This window comes from Shewanella sp. BJSY2023SW007 (assembly GCF_047314525.1).
GTDB classification, from domain to species: Bacteria; Pseudomonadota; Gammaproteobacteria; order Enterobacterales; family Shewanellaceae; genus Shewanella; species Shewanella chilikensis.
The window spans coordinates 1-22,081 of record NZ_JBKORL010000001.1; the positions used below are offsets into that span (position 1 = coordinate 1).

The 22,081-nt window shown below is 54.0% G+C and carries 20 protein-coding genes; 9 read left to right on the top strand and 11 right to left on the bottom strand.

From position 1 onward, the window contains the following. The first annotated feature begins 415 nt into the window (after positions 1-415). The 8 genes from ACMHXE_RS00005 to ACMHXE_RS00040 all read left to right on the top strand — a co-directional run bounded on the left by ACMHXE_RS00005 (position 416) and on the right by ACMHXE_RS00040 (position 8,997). Positions 416-823 (top strand): MerR family transcriptional regulator, encoded by a 408-nt coding sequence (locus tag ACMHXE_RS00005; RefSeq protein ID WP_025009395.1) that lies wholly within the window; start codon positions 416-418, stop codon positions 821-823. 60 nt (positions 824-883) lie between these two features. Then, positions 884-2,053 carry an isovaleryl-CoA dehydrogenase gene (locus tag ACMHXE_RS00010; RefSeq protein ID WP_413731072.1) on the top strand — a complete coding sequence of 390 codons (1,170 nt, stop codon included), beginning with the start codon at positions 884-886 and terminating at the stop codon, positions 2,051-2,053. Between the two features lie 68 nt (positions 2,054-2,121). Further along, on the top strand, positions 2,122-3,729 hold the full coding sequence (locus tag ACMHXE_RS00015; RefSeq protein ID WP_025009397.1) for a carboxyl transferase domain-containing protein: 1,608 nt from the start codon (positions 2,122-2,124) through the stop codon (positions 3,727-3,729). Positions 3,730-3,740: 11 nt separating this feature from the next. Beyond that, positions 3,741-4,595, top strand: a complete 855-nt coding sequence (locus ACMHXE_RS00020) for an enoyl-CoA hydratase-related protein (protein ID WP_240904973.1) — start codon at positions 3,741-3,743, stop codon at positions 4,593-4,595. Between the two features lie 13 nt (positions 4,596-4,608). After that, the gene (locus ACMHXE_RS00025) at positions 4,609-6,666 is read left to right on the top strand and encodes a biotin carboxylase N-terminal domain-containing protein (protein ID WP_413731073.1); all 2,058 of its coding nucleotides are present in this window, start codon (positions 4,609-4,611) and stop codon (positions 6,664-6,666) included. Between the two features lie 2 nt (positions 6,667-6,668). After that, positions 6,669-7,559 (top strand): hydroxymethylglutaryl-CoA lyase, encoded by an 891-nt coding sequence (locus tag ACMHXE_RS00030; RefSeq protein ID WP_335921410.1) that lies wholly within the window; start codon positions 6,669-6,671, stop codon positions 7,557-7,559. Between the two features lie 64 nt (positions 7,560-7,623). Beyond that, a complete protein-coding gene (locus tag ACMHXE_RS00035) occupies positions 7,624-8,325 on the top strand; it encodes a CoA transferase subunit A (protein ID WP_109248443.1) in 702 nt (233 codons plus the stop codon). A gap of 15 nt (positions 8,326-8,340) precedes the next feature. Continuing rightward, positions 8,341-8,997, top strand: a complete 657-nt coding sequence (locus tag ACMHXE_RS00040; RefSeq protein ID WP_335916993.1) for a 3-oxoacid CoA-transferase subunit B — start codon at positions 8,341-8,343, stop codon at positions 8,995-8,997. 160 nt (positions 8,998-9,157) lie between these two features. Here ACMHXE_RS00040 and recN read toward each other — a convergent pair whose 3' ends face one another. Both recN and ACMHXE_RS00050 read right to left on the bottom strand, forming a co-directional pair. Further along, positions 9,158-10,819: a DNA repair protein RecN gene (gene recN / locus ACMHXE_RS00045; RefSeq protein WP_413731074.1), complete on the bottom strand. Its 1,662-nt coding sequence runs from the start codon at positions 10,817-10,819 to the stop codon at positions 9,158-9,160. Positions 10,820-10,911: 92 nt separating this feature from the next. Further along, positions 10,912-11,865, bottom strand: a complete 954-nt coding sequence (locus tag ACMHXE_RS00050; protein ID WP_413731075.1) for an AEC family transporter — start codon at positions 11,863-11,865, stop codon at positions 10,912-10,914. Positions 11,866-12,089: 224 nt separating this feature from the next. On the opposite strand from ACMHXE_RS00050, the gene ACMHXE_RS00055 reads away from it, so the two are divergent. After that, entirely contained in the window at positions 12,090-12,992 is a 903-nt protein-coding gene (locus tag ACMHXE_RS00055) for a LysR family transcriptional regulator (RefSeq protein WP_039033736.1), read from the top strand. A 53-nt stretch (positions 12,993-13,045) separates the two neighbouring features. Here ACMHXE_RS00055 and ACMHXE_RS00060 read toward each other — a convergent pair whose 3' ends face one another. The 9 genes from ACMHXE_RS00060 to ispF all read right to left on the bottom strand — a co-directional run bounded on the left by ACMHXE_RS00060 (position 13,046) and on the right by ispF (position 22,081). Continuing rightward, positions 13,046-14,017 carry a PstS family phosphate ABC transporter substrate-binding protein gene (locus ACMHXE_RS00060; protein ID WP_101055032.1) on the bottom strand — a complete coding sequence of 324 codons (972 nt, stop codon included), beginning with the start codon at positions 14,015-14,017 and terminating at the stop codon, positions 13,046-13,048. Between the two features lie 345 nt (positions 14,018-14,362). Next, entirely contained in the window at positions 14,363-15,664 is a 1,302-nt protein-coding gene (phoR, locus tag ACMHXE_RS00065) for a phosphate regulon sensor histidine kinase PhoR (protein WP_101055030.1), read from the bottom strand. Between the two features lie 74 nt (positions 15,665-15,738). Next, the gene (phoB, locus tag ACMHXE_RS00070) at positions 15,739-16,428 is read right to left on the bottom strand and encodes a phosphate regulon transcriptional regulator PhoB (RefSeq protein ID WP_025011640.1); all 690 of its coding nucleotides are present in this window, start codon (positions 16,426-16,428) and stop codon (positions 15,739-15,741) included. A gap of 697 nt (positions 16,429-17,125) precedes the next feature. After that, positions 17,126-18,082, bottom strand: coding sequence for an RNA polymerase sigma factor RpoS (gene rpoS, locus ACMHXE_RS00075; RefSeq protein WP_025889143.1), 957 nt, complete (start codon positions 18,080-18,082; stop codon positions 17,126-17,128). A gap of 78 nt (positions 18,083-18,160) precedes the next feature. After that, positions 18,161-19,054: a peptidoglycan DD-metalloendopeptidase family protein gene (locus ACMHXE_RS00080; protein WP_101055096.1), complete on the bottom strand. Its 894-nt coding sequence runs from the start codon at positions 19,052-19,054 to the stop codon at positions 18,161-18,163. 72 nt (positions 19,055-19,126) lie between these two features. Continuing rightward, entirely contained in the window at positions 19,127-19,762 is a 636-nt protein-coding gene (locus tag ACMHXE_RS00085) for a protein-L-isoaspartate(D-aspartate) O-methyltransferase (RefSeq protein WP_101055028.1), read from the bottom strand. Then, positions 19,759-20,505 carry a 5'/3'-nucleotidase SurE gene (surE, locus tag ACMHXE_RS00090; protein ID WP_039033732.1) on the bottom strand — a complete coding sequence of 249 codons (747 nt, stop codon included), beginning with the start codon at positions 20,503-20,505 and terminating at the stop codon, positions 19,759-19,761. Before surE ends, ACMHXE_RS00085 begins: the two co-directional genes overlap by 4 nt. Further along, positions 20,502-21,566, bottom strand: a complete 1,065-nt coding sequence (truD, locus tag ACMHXE_RS00095; protein WP_101055026.1) for a tRNA pseudouridine(13) synthase TruD — start codon at positions 21,564-21,566, stop codon at positions 20,502-20,504. The genes surE and truD overlap by 4 nt, the downstream gene beginning before the upstream one ends. Positions 21,567-21,601: 35 nt before the next feature. Continuing rightward, a complete protein-coding gene (gene ispF, locus ACMHXE_RS00100) occupies positions 21,602-22,081 on the bottom strand; it encodes a 2-C-methyl-D-erythritol 2,4-cyclodiphosphate synthase (protein ID WP_101055024.1) in 480 nt (159 codons plus the stop codon).

Sequence of the window (22,081 nt, forward strand, 5' to 3'; positions counted from 1 at the left end):
CATCAACAGGACTCTCTTCAAGAAAGTCGGCAAAGCAGTTTTGAATAGACATAAAAAATCGGAAACCTACAAACAGGTTTCCGATTGTCTCTCATTAGAAGGATCGGTCAACCGATCCTTATCTGATCTACATTGCGCTCGAACTGCGCCTTTTGACTTGCGGGTATTTTGCTGCTCATCCGCTCCGGCGATCACAACCATTGGAATGCAAACATGCATAGTGAAGGGTGCCATGCACCATTACCCATATTGGAAAGACAAATTAGCAGGTTAATGAAGCAAGTGTTTCAATACGGGCAAAGGCTGATGGCAGCGGCGGTGGACACCCACACAGTCGCAAAAACACACAACAAACTTTACCTTTACGTAAACTTCATATATCTTGCCAAACAGGTTCAATTTTATGGTGTTATCGATGAGCGCAAACCACAATCCACAAACCACTTACTCCATCAGTGATCTATCAAAGGAATTTGATATCACCACCCGCAGCATCCGCTTCTATGAAGATCAGGGGCTGCTCAAACCCAGGCGCCGTGGCCAGACCCGTATCTACAGTCTCAAGGACAGAGTCAGACTGAAACTTATTCTGCGCGGCAAGCGTCTGGGCTTTTCCCTAGCGGAAACCCGCCGACTGTTTGAACTCTACGATGCCGACAAGAGCAGCCATGCTCAGCTCAATACCATGTTGGCCCTGATCGAAGAGAAGAAAACTTCACTGCAACAACAGATGGACGATATCAAGGTGGTGTTGATGGAACTCAATTCTGCCGAACTTCAGTGCCGTCAGGCGCTGGATGACATGGAGCAGGAAAAAGCCTGAGCCATTGACCAAACACCATAATAATAAATAAAAAATATTAACTTACAGGACATCAAGCCAATGAACTCTCTCTACTCAAGCCTCAACTTTGGACTCGGTGAAGAAATCGATATGCTGCGGGATGCAGTCAACGGTTTCGCCGCCAATGAAATCGCCCCCATTGCCGCCAAGGTGGATCAGGACAACGCCTTCCCCAACGAGCTTTGGCCTCAGTTCGGCGACATGGGGCTGCTTGGGATAACAGTCCCAGAAGAGTTCGGCGGTGCCAACATGGGGTATCTGGCGCACGTAGTGGCCATGGAAGAGATCTCCCGCGCGTCGGCGTCTATAGGTTTGTCCTACGGCGCCCACTCCAACCTGTGCGTCAACCAGATCAACCGCAACGGCAATCAGGCCCAGAAGGTAAAATACCTGCCCAAGCTGGTCAGCGGCGAGCATATAGGCGCACTGGCGATGAGTGAACCCAACGCAGGTTCGGACGTGGTTTCCATGAAGCTACACGCCCGCAAGGAAGGCGACCGTTACATTCTCAACGGCAATAAAATGTGGATCACCAATGGCCCGGATGCCCACACCTATGTGATTTACGCCAAAACCGACTTGGACAAGGGCCCGCACGGGATTACTGCCTTTATCGTCGAGCGCGGCTTCAAAGGCTTCTCTCAGGCGCAAAAGCTCGACAAGCTGGGAATGCGCGGCTCCAACACCTGTGAACTGGTATTCGAAGACTGCGAAGTCCCGGAAGAAAATATTCTCGGCGGCCTCAACCAGGGGGTGAAGGTACTGATGAGTGGCCTGGATTACGAGCGGGTGGTACTCAGCGGCGGCCCTCTTGGGATAATGACCGCCTGCATGGACATAGTGATGCCCTATATGCACGAGCGGGTGCAGTTCGGCAAATCCATCGGCGAATTCCAACTGGTACAGGGCAAACTGGCCGACATGTACACAGGCATGAATGCCGCCAAATCCTATATCTATAACGTCGCCAAGTCCTGCGATCGCGGCGAAACCACACGTAAAGATGCCGCCGGTGCCATTCTTTACAGCGCCGAGCTCGCCACCAAGATGGCACTGGACGCCATTCAGTTGCTGGGCGGCAACGGCTATATCAATGAATACGCCACCGGCCGTCTGCTGCGCGATGCCAAGCTCTACGAAATCGGCGCCGGCACTTCGGAAATCCGCCGCATGCTCATTGGCCGCGAGCTGTTCAACGAAACCAAGTAATGGCGAATGTCGGGGCCGTTCCAGCGGCCCTTCACGCTCCCCCATTCAGTCGAAAAGGATGACAAGCCGTGCCTCAAATCAGCAGTAGAATCAACGCCCGCAGCGATGAATTCAGGGAAAAACAAGCCGCCATGTCCCACCTGGTGGCCGATGTCCAACAAAAGCTCAACAAGATAGTCGAAGGCGGTGGCCCTGTGGCCATGGAACGCCATCTGTCCCGCGGTAAACTGGCGCCGCGCACCCGGGTAGAGAAACTTCTGGATCCCGGCTCGCCATTTCTGGAACTGAGCCAGTTTGCCGCCTTCGAAGTCTATGACGAAGAAGTGCCCGCCGCCGGCATCATAGCCGGGATCGGCCGGGTCAGCGGAGTCGAGTGCATGATTATCGCCAACGACGCCACGGTCAAAGGCGGCACTTACTACCCGTTGACGGTGAAAAAACACCTGCGGGCTCAGGAAATAGCCGAGCGCTGTCACCTGCCCTGCATCTATCTGGTGGACTCGGGCGGTGCCAACCTGCCGCGCCAGGATGAAGTATTTCCGGACAGGGATCACTTCGGCCGTATCTTCTTCAATCAGGCCCGCATGTCCTCCAAAGGGATCCCGCAAATCGCCGTGGTCATGGGCCTGTGTACCGCAGGTGGCGCCTATGTGCCGGCGATGGCCGATGAATCGATTATTGTCCGTGAACAGGGCACCATCTTTTTGGCCGGCCCGCCGCTGGTGAAAGCCGCCACAGGTGAAGAGGTCAGTGCCGAAGAGCTCGGCGGCGCCGAGGTACACACCAAGATAAGCGGTGTGGCCGATCATCTGGCGCAAAATGACGACCACGCGCTGGAGTTGGCCCGCAATGCCGTCTCCCGCCTCAATCACCAAAAACAGATTGCCCAGACTCTGAGCCAGGTAAAGCCACCCAAGTACGATATTCATGAGCTCTACGGCATAGTCGGCACCGACTTGAAAAAGCCCTTCGATGTCAAAGAAGTGATTGCCCGCATCGTCGATGACTCGGACTTCGACGAGTTCAAGGCCGGTTACGGTGCCACTCTGGTGTGCGGTTTTGCCCGTATTCATGGCTACCCGGTAGGCATAGTGGCCAACAACGGCATTCTGTTTTCCGAGTCGGCGCAAAAAGGCGCGCACTTCATCGAGCTTTGCTGCCAGCGCAAGATCCCGCTGCTGTTTTTGCAAAACATCACCGGCTTTATGGTCGGCAAGAAATATGAGCATGAAGGCATAGCCAAACACGGCGCCAAAATGGTGACCGCTGTATCCTGCGCCACTGTGCCCAAGTTTACCGTGATCATCGGCGGTTCCTACGGCGCCGGTAACTACGGCATGTGCGGCCGCGCCTTTGAACCCACCATGATGTGGATGTGGCCCAACGCCCGCATCTCAGTGATGGGGGGCGAACAAGCCGCCGGAGTGCTGGCCACAGTGCGTAAAGACGGCCTGGCCCGCAAGGGGCAGACCATGAGCGCCGAGGAAGAAGCCGCCTTCAAGGCTCCGGTGATAGCCCAATACGATAAAGAGGGGCACCCCTACCATGCCAGCGCCCGTTTGTGGGACGACGGCATTATCGACCCGGCCCAGACCCGGGATGTGGTTGGCCTGGCATTGTCGGCGGCGCTGAATGCGCCCATAGAGGACACACGTTTCGGCGTGTTCCGCATGTAATGGAGGCCGGTATGGATTATCAATATCTGACATTAACCACCGACTCCCGCGGCGTTTCATCCCTGGTGATGAATCGCCCGCAGCTGGCCAACGCCTTCGATGAAGTGATGATTGCCGAGCTCATTGATGCGCTGGAGTCCCTGGCCCGGGATCCCGCCTGCCGGGTGCTGCTGCTGAAAGCCAACGGCAAACATTTCAGCGCCGGCGCCGACCTGAACTGGATGCGCAAACAGGCGGCGATGGACTTTGATGACAACCTCAAAGACGCCGCCGAGCTGGCTCGGTTGATGGCCACTCTGGATCAATTCCCCAAACCGTCGTTGGCCCTGGTGCAGGGCGCGGCCTTTGGCGGAGCGCTTGGGCTGGTGTGTTGCTGCGATATCGCCATTGCGACGCCCAAGGCCAGCTTTTGCCTGTCAGAGGTGAAGCTTGGCCTGATCCCGGCGGTTATCAGCCCCTATGTGCGCCGCGCCATGGGCGAGCGTCAGGCGAGACGCTATATGTTGACCGCAGAGCGTTTCGATGCCGAAGCCGCCAAGACTTTGCAACTGGTGCATCAGGTAGCAGACGATCTCGAGGCCGCCGCAGCGCCCCTTATCGAGTCGCTGCTGGGCAACAGTCCGCAGGCGCTCAACTGGTGCAAACAGCTGATAAGCGATATCCGCCACGGACTGATAGATGAACAGACGCTGGCGCTCACCGGCGAGGCCATCGCCCGGATCCGGGTGTCTGCTGAAGGCCAGGAAGGGCTGAACGCCTTTTTCGAAAAACGCCCACCGAACTGGCAAGGCACAAGTAACAACCCGGCCAACAACTCCAGATGCAATCCAGGCAATAGCTCAAACCCGCCACAGCGCCGTGACTAAGGAAGGATGTAAGATGTTCAACAAGATTCTGATTGCCAACCGCGGCGAAATTGCCTGTCGCATCATACGTACCGCCAGGTCATTGGGAGTGCGCACTGTCGCACTGTTCTCGGATGCCGATCGCCATGCCGCCCACGTGGCTATGGCCGATGAAGCCTTTTATCTGGGGGGCTCGGCGCCGGCCGACTCCTACCTCAGGGGCGATGCCATTATCGATATCGCCAAGACCTGTGGCGCCGAGGCGATCCACCCGGGTTATGGTTTTCTGTCGGAAAACGCCGGTTTTGCCGCCGCCTGTGAACGGGCCAATATCGCCTTTATCGGCCCCAAGGCCGACTCCATAGAAGCCATGGGCAGCAAGAGCGCCGCCAAACTCATCATGGGCCGCGCCGGAGTGCCGCTGGTGCCCGGCTATCACGGTGATGACCAGAGCGATGAAGTGCTGCTCAGTGAAGCCGAAAAAATCGGTTTCCCGCTGCTGATCAAGGCCGCCTTCGGTGGCGGCGGCAAGGGAATGCGGATTGTCCGCAGCCTGACGGAAGTCAAGTCGGCCATCGACTCGGCCCGCCGTGAAGCCGCCTCCAGTTTTGGCAATGACAAGCTGTTGATGGAGCGTTACCTGGAGCAGCCGCGCCATGTGGAGGTGCAGGTATTTGCCGACACCCAGGGCAATGCCATTTATCTGTCAGACAGGGACTGCTCGATTCAGCGCCGCCACCAGAAAGTGGTGGAGGAAGCGCCGGCCCCCGGCCTCAGCGACGCCCTGCGCCGCCGCATGGGTGAAGCCGCCGTGGCCGCCGCCCGCGCCATCGACTATGTGGGTGCAGGCACGGTCGAGTTTCTGCTGGACACCCATGCCACAGAGGAAGACGGCAGCTTCTTCTTTATGGAGATGAATACCCGTTTGCAGGTAGAGCATCCTGTTACCGAGCTGGTGACAGAGACAGATCTGGTGCACTGGCAGCTGCTGGTCGCCGCCGGAGAGCCTCTGCCCCTGACTCAGGAGCAAGTTGCCATTAAGGGCCATGCCTTTGAAGTGCGAATTTATGCCGAAGATCCGGATAACGACTTCCTGCCTGCCAGCGGCAAGCTCAACTTCCTGCGCGAGCCCAAGCCATCGCGCCATGTGCGTATCGACTCGGGTGTCCGTGAAGGCGATGAAATCTCCAACTTCTACGACCCCATGATAGCCAAGCTGATTGTCTGGGATGAATCACGCCCAAGAGCGCTGCAGCGCCTGCAGAGGGCTCTGGATGACTTCCAGCTCACCGGCCTGAAACACAATATCGGTTTCCTAGGTAAAATCGCCGCTCACCCGGCCTTTGCCAGCGCCGACTTCAGCACAGATTTTATTGAGCGCTATCAAGCACAGCTGCTGCCTCAAGCGAAAGACAGCGCCCTGCCCTTGCCGCTGCTGGCCAAAGCCGCCCTGTATGAAATGCTGTGGCGCAAACGCGACTCCCGGGCCAAACAGGCAAACAGTCAGGACCCTTCCTCGCCCTGGGGCAGCGCCAGTGGCTTTAGACTCAACAGCGCCAAGCGCCACGATATTGCCCTGATGGACGATGAACACCATATTCATCACCTGCAGCTGACTGAGCTGGCCAAGGCCGATAGCTGGCAACTGACACTGGATGGTCAAACCCTGGTTATCGAAGGCGAGCTGAGCACAGATGAGGCCGGTGGTGACACGCTTCGCTGTGTGGTCGATGGGCATATCAGCAGCCAGCGAATCAGCCGCCAGGGCATGGACTTTACCCTGCTTGGCCGCTCCGGCGAGCTTAGCGCCTGCCATTTCCGCGCCATTCAGAATGAGCTGGAAGAGGAGCAGGCCAACCACGCCGATCTACTCAAGGCGCCGATGAACGGCACCATAGTCACCCATCTGGTGGCTGTGGGCGACAGCGTTAAGGCCGGCCAAGGGCTGATGGTGATGGAAGCGATGAAGATGGAATACACCATAGCCGCGCCTTTCGATGGCACTGTGAGTGAGTTTTTCTTCCAGCCCGGCGAACTGGTCAGCGATGGCGCCCAGTTGCTGGAGCTCAGCGAACAACTCAAGGAGGCTTAAAAATGCTGCCTCCCAAGGTAAGCCTGTTTGAAGTGGGCCCAAGAGACGGCCTGCAAAATGAAACCTCGGTCAGCACTCAAGCCAAGATAGCCCTGATTGAAGCGCTGGCCGATGCCGGGGTGAAGCGCATCGAAGCCGCCAGCTTTGTGTCGCCCAAGTGGGTACCGCAAATGGCAGACTCGGGCGAGGTGCTACGCGGCATTTCACGCCGCGCCGGCGTCTGCTACAGCGCCCTGACTCCCAATCTCAAGGGCCTGGAGTTGGCGCTGGATGCCGACGCCGATGAAGTGGCGGTATTTGCCGCCGCCTCCGAAGGCTTCAGCCAGAAGAACATCAACTGCTCCATCGAAGAGTCCATCGCCCGCTTCGAGCCCCTGCTGAGCCGGGCCAAGGAGCAAGGCATTCGGGTTCGCGGCTATGTTTCCTGCGTACTGGGTTGCCCCTATGATGGTGAAATCGCCCCGGCAGAAGTGGCTCGGGTCGCCGACATTCTGCATCAATTGGGCTGCTATGAGATATCCCTCGGCGACACCATAGGCGTAGGTACACCGCTCAAGGCCCGCAAAATGCTGGAAACCGTGGCCGAGCGCGTACCGATAGAGCGCTTGGCGCTACACTTCCATGATACCTACGGTCAGGCGCTGGCCAACATTCTCGCCTGCCTGGAAACCGGCGTCAGTGTAATAGATACCTCGGTCGCCGGACTCGGTGGCTGCCCCTATGCCAAAGGCGCATCCGGTAATCTGGCCAGTGAAGATCTTGTCTACATGCTGCATGGTATGGGTATAGACACAGGCATAGATCTCAACAAACTGGCCCGGGCCGGACGGCAGATAAGCCAGCAGCTTGGCCGGCAAACCGGTTCAAAAGTAGCCAGAGCCCTGGGAGTTTAAGGCCTCCAGGTGGCACAACAGATAAGCAGTATAACGACAGATAATAAACAGCAAGGACATCACTATGGCAGGACTCAATAAACTCGTCGGCAGCTACGACGAAGCGCTCGCAGGTCTCACCAATGATATGACAGTCATGGTGGGCGGTTTTGGCCTTTGCGGCATTCCCGAAGGTCTTATCAATCAAATGGTCAAGCTGGGTGTCAGCGGCCTGACCGCCATCTCCAATAACGCCGGGGTGGACGACTTCGGACTGGGGCTGCTGCTGCGACATAAGCAGATAAGCACAATGATCGCCTCCTATGTGGGTGAAAACGCCACCTTTGAGCGGCAGATGCTCAGCGGCGAGCTCAATGTAATCCTCACCCCGCAAGGCACTCTGGCGGAGAAGATCCGCGCCGGCGGCGCCGGGATCCCCGCCTTCTTTACCGCCACCGGCTACGGCACCCCTGTGGCCGATGGCAAAGAGACCCGCGAAATCAATGGCCGCCACTATGTGCTGGAAGAGGCACTGACCGCCGACTTCGCGCTGATCCGCGCCTGGAAGGCCGATACCATGGGTAACCTGGTATTTCGCAAAACAGCCGCCAACTTCAACCCCATGATGGCCACCGCCGGCAAGATAACTGTGGTGGAAGTGGAAGAGATAGTCGAGCCGGGTGAGCTGGACCCGGATCATATCCACACCCCGGGCATCTATGTGGATCGCGTCATCAAGGGTGTGTTCGAGAAGCGTATCGAACAGCGCACAGTCAAACAGGCATAAGGGCAGGAGAGCAAAATGGCACTTTCAAGAGAACAACTGGCCCAACGCGTCGCCAAGGAACTCAAAAACGGTTACTACGTCAACTTGGGGATAGGTATCCCCACTCTGGTGGCCAACTATATCCCCGAGGGCATGCAGGTGATGCTGCAATCGGAAAACGGCCTCTTGGGGATGGGTGAATTCCCCACCGAAGACACTATAGATCCGGATCTGATCAACGCCGGCAAGCAAACCGTTACCGCCGTCAAGGGCGCGTCTTTCTTCTCCAGCGCCGAGAGCTTCGCCATGATCCGTGGCGGGCATGTGGATCTCACTGTGCTGGGCGCGTTCGAGGTGGATGTCGAAGGCTCTATCGCCTCATGGATGATCCCCGGAAAGCTGGTTAAAGGCATGGGCGGCGCCATGGACTTGGTGGCCGGCGCCGACAATATCATAGTCACCATGATGCACGCCGACAAACACGGCAATTCCAAACTGCTGAGCAAATGCGAGTTGCCGCTCACGGGTTACGGCTGCATCAAGCGAGTACTGACAGACCTGGCCTTTATCGAAATCAAGGATGGCGCCTTCCACCTGCTGGAGCGGGCACCAGGTGTGAGTGTCGAGGAGATAGTTGCCAAAACCGCCGGCAAGCTTATCGTCCCCGAACATGTGCCAGAGATGATCTTGTAAGAAATTAAGTCTCTGAGGCCTATTGTGACTCTCAATAGGCCGACATTGACCGGGCCGATTTTCAGCGGACCATAGTTTTTGAGTCGCCATCGCGACTCAAAAATCCCGCGGATAATATTGGTTGTGGCTGTTTTATCTCAAAACTTGCAAAACGTCGCTTTTAACTGCTCAGCAACTCTCGGGCATTGGCCAGAGTATTGCTGGTAATGGTATCGCCACCAAGCAACCTGGCCAACTCCTGTACCCGCTGCTCTTTATCCAGCGCCACCATAGAGGTTTCAGTACCACTGCCCTTGGCATGTTTGGCAACAAACATGTGCTGATGGCCGTTACCTGCCACCTGCGGCAGATGAGTCACACACAATACCTGGGTCGATTCTCCCAAGGTGCGCAACATGCGGCCCACCACGGCCGCCGTTGGCCCGGAAATCCCCACATCCACCTCGTCAAAAATCAGTGTCGGGGTAGCTACCTTACGGGCAGTTATCACCTGAATACCCAGGCCGATACGGGAAAGCTCGCCCCCCGAGGCCACCTTGGCCAGGCTCTGCAGGGGTTGTCCCGGGTTGGTGGTCACCAGAAACTCCACCCTGTCACTGCCATTGACCGACATCTGCTCAGGACTAAACTCCACCGCTATGCTGAACTTGCCCTTGGGCATATTGAGTTCATGGATGGAAGCCGTGACCAACTTGTCCAACTCTTTGGCGTAGCGGCTGCGACTCTGACTGAGTTTTTGCGCCTGGGTCAGATAATTCTGTTTGCTGGCTTCCAATTGCTGCTCTATCTCTTCGAGCTTCTGCTCATCTGAGTCGAGGCTACCCAGTTCGGCCAACAACTGCTGATGGTGTTGATACAACTCTGAGGGCATCACCTGATGCTTGCGCGCCAATTGCATCGCCTTGGAAAGTCGCGCCTCCAGCATGGCAAAGTGTTCAGGGTCCAACTCGAGTTTGTCCAGATAGCGCTGCAGTTCGCTACTGCTTTCCTGCACCTGGATCAGGGCATCGTTGAGCATGCTGCCGACATTGGCCAGCTCAGAATCGACACCCTCCAGCTCGGCACTGATATGCACGGCCCGGTTCAGCAATGACTCTATGTTGGCCTCTTCGCCCTCACTGAGCAGCATCAGGGCCAACTGACAGGACTCGATCAGCGCCGTGCTGTTGGCCAGGCGCTTGTGCTCCTGCTCTATCTCGGCAAATTCATGCTCCCCGAGGGCAAAGTCGTTGAGTTCTTCCACCTGATAACTGAGCAACTGCTTGCGGGCAATTCTCTCCTGCTGCGACAGCACCAGTTGCCGCAGTTCCTGCTCGATTTGGCGATAACGCTGATAGGCACTGCTGACACCATCGAGCAACAGCTTATGATTGGCATAACTGTCCAGCAGGAAAAGTTGCTGCTCTGTCTTGAGCATGGCGTGATGGGCATGCTGGCCGTGGATCCCCACCAGCAAGGGCCCCAATGCCTTGAGCTGAGTCAGCGGCACAGGATTACCATTGATATAAGCGCGGGAGCGGCCATCACTGCCAATGGTGCGCCTGAGAATACATTCATCTTCGAGTTCGAGGTCATTATCTTCCAGCCAACGCTTGGCCAGAGGGACATCAGCCAGAGAGAAACGGGCACTGACTTCTGTCTTGCTGGCACCGGGACGCACACTGGCGGCATCGGCCCGGTTGCCGAGACAAAGCCCCAGGGCATCGATGGCAATGGATTTACCCGCCCCGGTCTCGCCGGTAATGCTGGTCATTCCCGGACGGAAGTCCAGCTCCAGAAAACGCACTATGGCAAAGTTATTGATGCTGAGTTGGCAAAGCATAATGAATTCCCAAAACACTGTATTGATAAACAGTATATACTGATTTTTTATACAGTAAATATCTGTCGATTAATTATTCCCTGTGTTCTTCCCTAAACAGCCCATGCCGCTATCAAAGGCAAACTGACAAAGGTGATCAGCGTGCCCAGTAGTATCCCCTGAGCACTGACCCCGGCCTTGGTGTCATAACGCTGCGCCAGTAAGTATACACTCGCTGCCGTAGGCAGGGCCGCAAGGATAACGCCCATCTGCAGATTGGTGCCGCTGATCCCCATGGCTTTCAATAACAGATAAGCCAGCAGAGGTTGCAGCAGTAGCTTGCAGGCGTTGATACCAAAAAGCTCGGCCAACTGCCAAGGCCCAGGTACACGGGTGGCGCCGCGAACCCGGGTCGCCTTGGCCAACACCATGCCGATGGCAAACAGGGCACAGGGGCTGGAGGTGGCGCCTATCTGGCTTATCATCATCTCTATCCCATCCGGCAGAGCCATACCGGATGCCGAGACGGCAACGCCCAGGGCGCTGCCGATAACAATCGGGTTTTTCGCCAGCGCTTCAACAATAATCAGCAAAGGATGGGCCTTATTTTCTGTATCTCTAGCGAGCTCCAGCGACACCAGGGCGATGGCAAACATCACCACAGACAACAGGCTGGCAATGGCCGCCGCGGCCAGCGCCAACTGGTTTCCCGGGTAGACTATCATCATCATGGGGATGCCAATAAAGGCGGTATTGCCAAAGGTGGCATTCAAAGCGCGAATTGCCCCTACCCCCTGGCCGGCCCTGAAACAGCCGGAAATCAGCAACACCAGAAGGTAGGTCAGCATCATTGCCAAGCTGAAACCGAAGATGAAATGCCACTGGAAGATCTCCTCGAAAGAGGTTCTTGCCAGCACTATCATCATAATGGCCGGAAAAGCTATGTAGTAAACATATTGATTGAGGGCGGCGTCCGTACCATCCGGCAGGATTTTGCTTTTCTGTACCAGTGAACCTGCGAGCATAATGCCAAACACAGAGATCAGCGGAGTAATGATTCCAGTCATACTTCTTCCATTTTGCTGACTTTGACTGTCGTACTCCCGCCGAGGATCTGCGAAAATGGCGGGGAATTCTGTATCTTGCCTGCCCTTATCAGTACAGCTAAGTTAAGTTCGGCAGAGATTGCCGACAAGTTACCACAGCCGTTTTCTGCCAGCCATTGCGCTATGGTCGTAGACATCGGCAGACAAGCGTTTTAAACATATCCTTGGCACATTGAGGAACAGCAATGAGTGACAATCAGGCTCCCGAACTGCAACTGCTCTACTTGTTTGTACATCTGGTCAATGCCGGTAGTTTCTCCCAGGCCGCCAAAGTACTGAATATGCCGGTGGCCACCGTCAGCCGCAAACTAGCCAAGCTGGAATCTGTGCTGGATAAACAACTGCTGATGCGCACCACCCGCAAACTGAGGTTGACCGAAGAGGGACTGGAGTTGTTCCAACGCTATCAGCAACTGATAGCCCAGTTTGATGCCCTGGCCAGCGGCACCTGCGCCGACAAGCCCGAAGGCACCTTGAGAATTGCCGCCCCCATCTCGATTATCTCTATGATATTCATCGAGACACTGAACGAATTTTGCGAGTGCTATCCGGATATCAAACTGCATATTGCCCAAAGTAACGAGGTGGTGGATCTCATCGATAAAGGCATAGATGTTGCCATAGTCGGCGGTACCCAGCCGGACTCCTCCTGGGTCTCCTGCTCTCTCGGGGTATTGGATTATCGCCTGGTGGCTTCCCCCGGGTATCTTCGAAAGGCGCCGGTATTCAATCATCCGCAGCAGCTCAGCCAGCACAAGGTTATCAAGGTCTGGCCTCTGTTCAACTGGTCGCTGCGCCATCCCGATGGCGACGCCTTCTATTATGACGGCCCGGCCAACCTGACCCTGACGGATCTCCACGGTGCCATCCGCGCAACTTTGAATGACGGCGGCATTCTTTACGGCCCAGAGCTATTTTGCAAACAGGAGTTGAAAGATGGCCGGCTACAGGTATTGCTGCCGGAGTGGAAAGGAGAAAAACGCCGTATCTCCCTGCTCTATCATCAACGCAGCCAGCAACCACTCAAGGTAAAACTCTTTATCGAGTTCATGCAACAGCGCGCCCCTGCACTGTTTTCCATGGACTGAAACGCAGACGCAAAAAAGCCCGCGATGCGGGCTTTTGTTCGAAGGGGTAAGTCTTACAGACGGATACCAGCCTTCTCCAGGTCTTTGGCAATCACACTTCTTGGCAGTGCAACATAACCGTCTTTCTCAACAACCTGCTGACCCTGCTTGGACAGGACATAGCGGACAAACTCGCGCTGCATGGGTGACAGCTCTTTGTTTGGATGCTTGTTGATGTAGACGTAGAGGTAGCGTGACAGTGGATAAGTACCGCTGGCAGCGTTCTCTGGCGTTGCAGCGATATAGTCGTCGCCCTTCTTCGACAGAGCCACGGCTTTAACACCGGCTGTCTTGTAACCTATGCCTGAGTAACCGATAGCGTTCAGCGACTGAGATACGGACTGAACCACTGAGGCGCTGCCTGGCTGCTCGTTCACATTGGCTTTGAAGTCACCCTTACACAGGGCTTTCTTCTTGAAGTAACCGTAAGTACCGGATACTGAGTTACGGCCATACAGCTGAATGTCCTTGGCAGACCAGCTTCCGTCCAGACCGGCATCACCCCAGCGAGTGATATCGCTGCCACCACACTTATGGGTAGAGGAGAAGATGGCATCAACCTGCTCTATGCTCAGCCCCTTGATTGGGTTGTCCTTGTGAACAAATACTGCCAGAGCATCAATGGCAACACGAATCGCAGTTGGCTTGTAACCAAAGTGCTTTTCAAACGCTTCCTCTTCGTTTGGCTTCATCTTGCGGCTCATAGGGCCGAACTGAGAAGTCCCTTCAGTCAGAGCTGGAGGCGCAGTTGAAGAACCGGCAGCCTGGATCTGGATGTTGACGTTAGGGTACATCTGTTTGAATTCTTCTGCCCACAGAGTCATCATGTTGGCCAGAGTGTCAGAACCGACAGAAGACAAGTTACCGGATACGCCACTTGTTTTCTCGTAGGTTGGCAGTGACTGATCGATAGCAGCCATAGATGCTGCTGAGAATACACCAGCGGCTGTAAGAGTCACCGCACCGACAAGCTGTTTCAATTTCATTATTTGCTCCAGTGTTTACCGAAATTGGTTTCTAAAACGCAGCCAGTATCAATTGCCACAATGACAAGTCTATGACTTTAAAATGACAGTTGCATGACAGCCCAAAATAAATTCGAAACCAATAAGGGATTGAAATTAGCCGGTAGCACAGTTTCAATAGTTTCGACATAAAGGGCCTTCGACTAAAGGTACTGTTTAAGCCGCTCACTTTTTGTGGCGAAGAGTTTGTATAATCAAAATCTGAAGCTTACTGCCGGTGACACAAGCACCAAAGTAATTCCCCTTCGCACCAGATAACAAAAAGGAGCCAGCGGCTCCTTAATAACATTCGTCCATTCTAGCGCTTCAAGAATCTTGCTGCTCCAGCAGATGCTGCGGGATCACAAAGCTGAAAGTACTGCCCTTACCCAGCTCACTGGCCACCTTAAGTTCGCTGTGGTGATGACTGAGGGCGTGTTTCACTATCGCCAACCCCAAACCACTGCCACCAGTTTGCCGCGAGCGTGCACTGTCGACCCGATAGAAGCGTTCGGTCAGACGACTGATATGCTGCGGTGCAATCCCTTCACCACTGTCTTTAACACTGAACATGGCGCCGGTTGCCACCCGTTGCCAGCGCACCTCAATACTGCCGCCCGGCTCTGTGTAACGTATGGCGTTAGACAATAGATTGGAGCAGGCACTGCGCAGCTGCAACTCATTGCCATGGGTATTGAGCCCTGGTTCGGCATAGAAGCTCAGTTGGTAGCGGCCACGGGAGAGCGCTTCGCCCTCCTCTTTTAAGGTGGTCATCAACTGCTGCATATCCACTGTGTGTTCCAGGTTGATATCGGCGGCATCTTCAATCCGCGACAACGCCAACAGCTGCTCTACCATGGATTGCATCCGGCCGGTCTGCTGTTGCATCAACTCCAGCGCCTTGACATTGGGGGAATCAGGTTCGGCCATGCTCTGCATCATCTCAAGGTATCCCTGCAGCACAGTGAGCGGCGTCTTCAGCTCATGGGAGACGTTGGCAACAAACTCTTTACGCATTCCCTCGAGTTGCCTAACCCGGGTGATATCCCGAGCAATCAGCAACAGCTGCCTGTCGCCGTAAGCCATCAAACGCACTTCCAGCAAACGTCTATCCGAAACCGGGGACGGCAGCTCCAGCGGCTCCTTGTAATGGCCCTTTTTCAAATAGGTCGAAAAGTCGGGATGCCGGATAAGGTTATCTATTCGCTGACCATTATCCTGCGGCCAGACAAAGCCGAGCAGCAACTGCGCCAACTTGTTACACCAGAGGATATTGTGCTCTGAATCAAGTACCACAGCCGCATCAGGAAGCGCTTCAGCCCCCTGACGAAACCGTCCCAATAAGCCGGCCAACTGACTCACCCGCTTGCGGTTTTTCCCCTGCAGGCGATAGATGCCATTGAACACCCCTTCCCAGCTGCCGCTGCCCTGAGGCGGCGTTAAGCGGCGATCGCGCCACAACCAGTAATTGAGCCGAATAAGCTGGCGATAATGCCAACCCAATAATAGAAAAGCTCCCAGACACAGTACCAAGAGCAACTGACCAAGCAGCAACCCAAGAAGCAGACAAGCCGCCAGGTACAGCATCAGACGGGAAAACAGCCGATAACCCGAATAGGAATCAAACATAGAAAATGCCCAGGCAAAAGGCCGATGGTTGCACAAGATAACGCAAAATCCGGCCCGTGCCCATTGTTACCCCGCTAGATACGGGTAGAGAAGCGGTAACCTGCGCCGCGAACCGTTTGGATCAGTTTATCGTGCCCGGACAGCTCCACAGCTTTCCTTAAGCGACGAATATGCACATCCACGGTTCTGTCTTCGACATAGACATTGGTGCCCCAAACATTGTCCAGCAGCTGCTCACGGCTGTAGACCCGTTCCGGGTGAGTCATAAAAAAGTGCAGCAAACGAAACTCGGTCGGCCCCATCTCCAGCACGGAATCTCCCACAGTGACCCTGTGGCTGACAGGATCCAGGGTCAGGCCCTGCACATCTATGGTTTCTTCCAGGCGGGTTGGCGCGGCGCGTCTGAGAACCGCCTTGATGCGAGCCACAAGCTCCTTGGGGGAAAACGGCTTGGTAATATAGTCATCGGCGCCCACTTCCAGGCCTTTGACCTTGTCCTCTTCCTCACCGCGGGCGGTGAGCATGATAATGGGGATCTGGCGGGTAAACTCATCTTGCTTCAATCGCTTGGCAAACTGGATACCGCTACCACCCGGAAACATCCAGTCCAGCAGAATAAGATCCGGATAAGGTTCCTTGAGCAGTGCTAGCGCAGAGTCAAAGTCCTCGGCGGCACTGGTGGTGTACCCGTGTTGTTCCATAACAAAAGTCAGCATCTCACGGATAGCCAACTCATCTTCTACTATTAAAATCCTTGCAGTCATAACGGTTTCTGTCAGTGAATTTCCACGTGGCCATTATTGGACAGTTTTATTACAAAATTATGAAAAAGACTCGTTTAAGCCCTATTAACGCCACCATTTTGTCATAATTTTCCGGATTAAACACTTGAAACCCTGATAAAAATATCTTTAAAACCTCGCCATTAGCCGCTATCGACAACAATCCTAATGCGTGTAAATCCATAACAAAAACATATACCAAACAATATCTTACCTGGAAATAAATCCCACATTTCCCAAAAGATAATAATCAAGTTGAACCAGGCTCGGAACATATGACACAGACCAAGGCGCTGACACATATTCTGCCGATGCTTAAAGTGATCGCATGTCCGGTCCAACTTGCCGGTCTGAAATCAAGTCAAATAGTGTGATTACCGGCGATTTTTGGCGATAAACAACCACAGGAGTTCAATGAAGCGCCACCAGGTTAATACCTGATACCAGCCCGAAAACGAAAAGCAACTCATGGCCTTCGAGTACGAACCTGAGGCTGGCGACGCCATGCTAACGAGTTTTGTTTGCCAAGACGCTGGATGAGGCTGGGAAGCAACGAAGCTGAATGACAAAAAATCCGATGACATATGAGCATCGGATTTTTATCTTTTGCATGAACCCCTTCAAGTCGCCAGATACATCTGTTCGGGATTAGATTCCTTGGGCGCTATTGCAATCTTATCTAGGCCTTGAACAAAGCCTCTACCGACAATCCCTGAGAAGAGAGTATGTCGCGCAGGCGTTTCAATGCCTCCACCTGAATTTGCCGCACTCTTTCACGGGTCAGGCCAATTTCCGAGCCCACATCTTCCAGAGTGGAAGGCTCATATCCCAGCAGGCCAAAGCGTCTGGCAAGCACTTCTCTTTGCTTGGTATTAAGCTCATTGAGCCACTTAACCACTGAGTTGGAAATGTCTTCTTCCTGCACCTGGGCATCCGGCGTCATCTCATCATCGTCTGCCAACACATCGAGCAGAGCCTTGTCGTTGTCACCGCCTATCGGGGTATCGACCGAGGTGATCCTCTCATTCAGCTTCAGCATCTTGCTGACATCACTGCTCGGCAGTTCCAGCTTTTCGGCTATCTCTTCGGCTGTGGGTTCGTGATCCAGCTTATGGGCCAACTCCCGGGCTGTACGCAGATACACATTGAGCTCTTTCACCACATGAATAGGCAGACGTATGGTGCGGGTCTGATTCATTATGGCTCGCTCTATGGTCTGGCGGATCCACCAGGTGGCATAAGTGGAGAAACGGAAGCCGCGCTCGGGGTCAAACTTCTCTACGGCACGGATCAGACCAAGATTGCCTTCTTCAATCAGATCCAAGAGTGCCAAGCCACGGTTGTTGTAACGACGGGCTATTTTGACCACGAGGCGTAAATTACTTTCGATCATGCGGTTGCGTGATTTTTCACAACCTTTGAGGGCCTTGCGCGAGAAAAAAACTTCTTCTTCTGCACTCAGCAAAGGGGAAAATCCGATTTCACTCAGATAAAGTTGGGTCGCGTCTAAGTTTTTTTGCAGGTCATCCTGAACCATTTCGGCCAGAGCTTCTTCCTTCTTCGACGCCACTTCCGTGTCGTTTACGGATAAATCTACAAGCTCTTCCACGGGTGCGCTAGCATTTTTGCGGCTCATAATATTCTCTCCCAAACCTTAACAAACTAATTTACATCGTTTTTTATCCTCCATATGCCAATTTTGGCTCCCAAACAATCAGCGTTTGGGTAAATAATTGAGTGGATTGACAGACTGACCATGGTAGCGGATCTCAAAGTGCAGCATGACCTGGTTGGTGCCTGTGCTTCCCATCTTCGCAACCGTCTGCCCGGCAGACACATGCTGCTTTTCCTTGACCAAGATCTTATCGGCGTGGGCGTAAGCGCTGAGATAGTCATCACTATGTTTGATAATGACGAGGTTTCCATAACCCCGCAAAGCATTACCCGCATAGACCACCCGACCATCGGCAGTGGCTTTAATAATATCGCCTCGGTTACCGGCTATCTTGATTCCTTTATTTCCCTGCTCTTTGGCAGAGAAAGCGCCAATCACCCGGCCATTGACCGGCCATATCCAGCGACTGACTTTGTCCGGCAGAGTCGAACTCGGCTTGTGGACAACATGGTTAACATTCTGTTTACCATTGGATACAGGGTAAGCAGACTTTGGTTTGGGATCAAGTGTTTTTTTCGGCTTATTTTGCTTAGCTTGAGCAACGGCCTGTTTCTGCTTAACCGTTTGTTTTTTATATACCTTATCTTTTGGTTTTTGAGATTGAGGTTTGGAGTTTTTACTCGAGTTCAGCCGTGATGAGTGCTTAACATTTTTTTTACTTTCAAGAATAAGTACCTGTCCAGGGTAGATGGTATAAGACTTATCTAGCTGATTTAACTTGGCTATTTGCGCATAGTCTTTACCGGCTCCCCAGGCAATGGAATAAAGGGTATCGCCTTTTCTCACCTTGTAAGTATCAGATTGGATTGAGCCTCTTTCTATTGCCGGCCGTTTTACACCATAAATAGATTCGACCGGAGCCGGCCTGTGAGCCTGAAAACTACATCCAGAAACCAGAGTGACCAACAGCACTGAGCCAAGACGCCAAAACAATGACGTCTTTCGTTGCAATAACTGGCTGAAATGCAATGGATTCAAGAATACTCCTGCACGCTGTAATAAGTATCAGGCTAAGCCGCCACTGATTAAAGGCACAAATTTCACCGCCTCGATCACCTGAGAAATAAACTGTCCCTTTTCCCGACGGATCTTCAACAACTGCTGACTCTCATCACCGACAGGGATCACCAATACTCCCCCCTCAGCCAACTGTTCCAGCAAGGCGGCAGGGATATCAGAGGCCGCCGCAGTCACCATGATGGCATCGAAGGGTGCCCTGTTGGGCCAGCCTTGCCAACCATCACCGTATTTGAAATGGACATTATGTAGATCCAGGCGTTTGAGACGTTGACGAGCTTGGATTTGCAGGCTTTTGATCCGCTCAACGGTGAAAAGTTCAGGCACCAACTGCGCCAATACCGCCGCCTGATACCCTGAGCCGGTACCAATTTCCAACACCTTGGCAGGATTATGCTCCAACAATAACTCAGTCATTCTCGCCACAATATAAGGCTGGGATATGGTCTGGCCTGAGCCTATAGGGAGAGCAGTGTTTTCATAAGCCTTATGCGCCAATGCGCCATCAAGAAACAACTCTCTGGGGGTTTTGGCCACCACCTGCAACAGACCCGGATGACGGATCCCTGCTTCCTGCAGTTTTTTGGTTAAATTCAATGCCGATGTGGAGGCTACCCGGGTCATAGTTTTTCTATCCAGTGTTGCAATTGAGACAGCTGCCGATAGGCGGTTAAATCTACAGTTAATGGGGTGATGGACACATATCCCTGAGACACAGCATAAAAGTCGGTATCTTCACCCACATCCAGTTCAATCCCGGGTGGCCCCAACCAAAATACCTCACGGCCGTGAGGATCTCTGGCTCTGACCATACCCTCAGCCTTATGACGGGCGCCGAGCCGAGTAACCCGTATCCCCTTGATTTCATCGAGAGGCAGATCCGGCACATTGATATTGAGGATCTGATCAGAGGCAATAGGATGCTTCTTAAGCCCCATGATGATCTTCACCGCATAGGCCGCCGCAGTGTCATAATGCGTAAACTCACGTCCCACAAGGGATACGGCCACAGCCGGTAACCCCAGAAAACGCCCTTCCATCGCTGCTGCCACTGTGCCTGAATAGAGGGTATCGTCTCCCATATTGGCACCGGCATTGATCCCCGAGACCACCATGTCGGGTTCGCCTTCATAGAGTTCGCGAATCGCCAGATGAACACAATCGGTTGGTGTACCGTTTACCGAGATGTAGCCATTGTCTAACTTATTAATCCTTAAGGGGTTCGTCAAGGTTAAAGAGTTACTGGCTCCAGAGCAGTTGCGATCCGGTGCCACAGTGAGCACTTCGGCAACGGCTGACAAGGCTTCCGATAGGGCGCGGATCCCTGGTGCCGTTACCCCATCATCGTTGCTGACCAAGATTTTCATGCGGGATTTCCTTCCTGAGCCGCCTGGCGCTCACGCCACAAACGTTCGGTCACATCATCATAATCGAGCAGTTCCCGCAGTACTGAAGTTGCAAAGCTGCCGGCTGGAAGGCTGAACTCCAGCTCCAAAGTGTCCGGCTCGATAAACTGGTACTTCATCCCTTCGGGACGCAGCAACAGTGGTCGCCTTTCCTGCTCGAGCCCAGCTTTTTCCAGGCCTTCACAATCGGCGCGGTATTCGGCCAGCACCTGAGTCTCAAAGGCTAACGCATCGGCACTGCTAAGTGGCTGGCCCCTACCCCACATGGGCGCCGACAGCAAAATATCTTTCTCTGCCAGCCTTTGTTGCAATACCTCATCCCAGCGCTCGGCAACAAAGAAACTGCGGCTGCCGGCCAGCATGACACAGTCACCATCCAGACACTCAAGCCCATGGGTCGCCAGGCGCTGAGAGACCAGTTGATTAAACAATAATGAGCGCAGCGCCGACAGGTAGATAGAGCGCTTGTTTCTGTCTTTCACCTTGCGCCCCTGCAGCATCTGCCGCGCCATTTCTATGTTACGGCCGTTGTGACCAAAGCGCTGTTCACCGAAATAGTTGGGTACGCCGCTCCCGGCAATCGACTCCAGCCGCTGCAATACATCTTCCGGCTGGGTTATCTGGCGCAGAACCAGCTTGAAACGGTTCCCGGAAAGCGCGCCAATGCGCAGCTTCTTGTTATGACGCGCCGCACTCAATACCGTGATCGACTCACTGTTGAGGCTCAACCAATCCGGTGTTTCCTTACCCGGAATTCGTACGCCGAACCACTGCTCTGTGATGGCATTCTTGTCCTTCTGACCGGCAAAGGTCACCTCTTTGGGATGCACCTTGGCCAATTTGGCCAGCATCTCAGCCACCTGAACCGTATTCAGGCCATCTTTACGAATATGCAGCAGATGGTGCTCACCCTCGCCCGAGGGTAGAAAAGGCAGTATTTCCTGCACCTGAAAATCGCTGTTGCTGGTGCGCATATCGCCTTTGGAGAGAGGCTTGCCATAGAGAAAGTGTAATGAATTCATCTTATTTGAAATCTTTTCCTGTAAATGAGTCGGTATTACATACCGAACATCAGCACCACGGCTTCTACCGCAATGCCTTCACCGCGGCCGGTAAAGCCGAGTTTTTCTGTCGTGGTCGCCTTGACGTTGATGGAATCGAGATCTGTGTGCAGATCTTCAGCCAACATCTGCCGAATGGCTTCAATATGCGGCGCCATCTTGGGCGCCTGGGCAATAATGGTCACATCCAGGTTGCCGAGACGAAAGCCTTTGTCCAGTGCCAGGCGATAACAATGACGCAGCAGCACCCGGCTGTCGGCTCCCTTGAATTCGGCATCTGAATCGGGGAAGTGTTTACCTATGTCACCAAGTGCCATGGCGCCGAGTATCGCATCTGAAATCGCGTGCAATACCACATCACCATCCGAGTGCGCCAACAAGCCTGTGTGGTGCGGCACTTCCACCCCTCCCAGGATCAAGGGCGGCTCACCACCAAATTTATGTACATCAAAACCGTGTCCAATACGTATATTCAT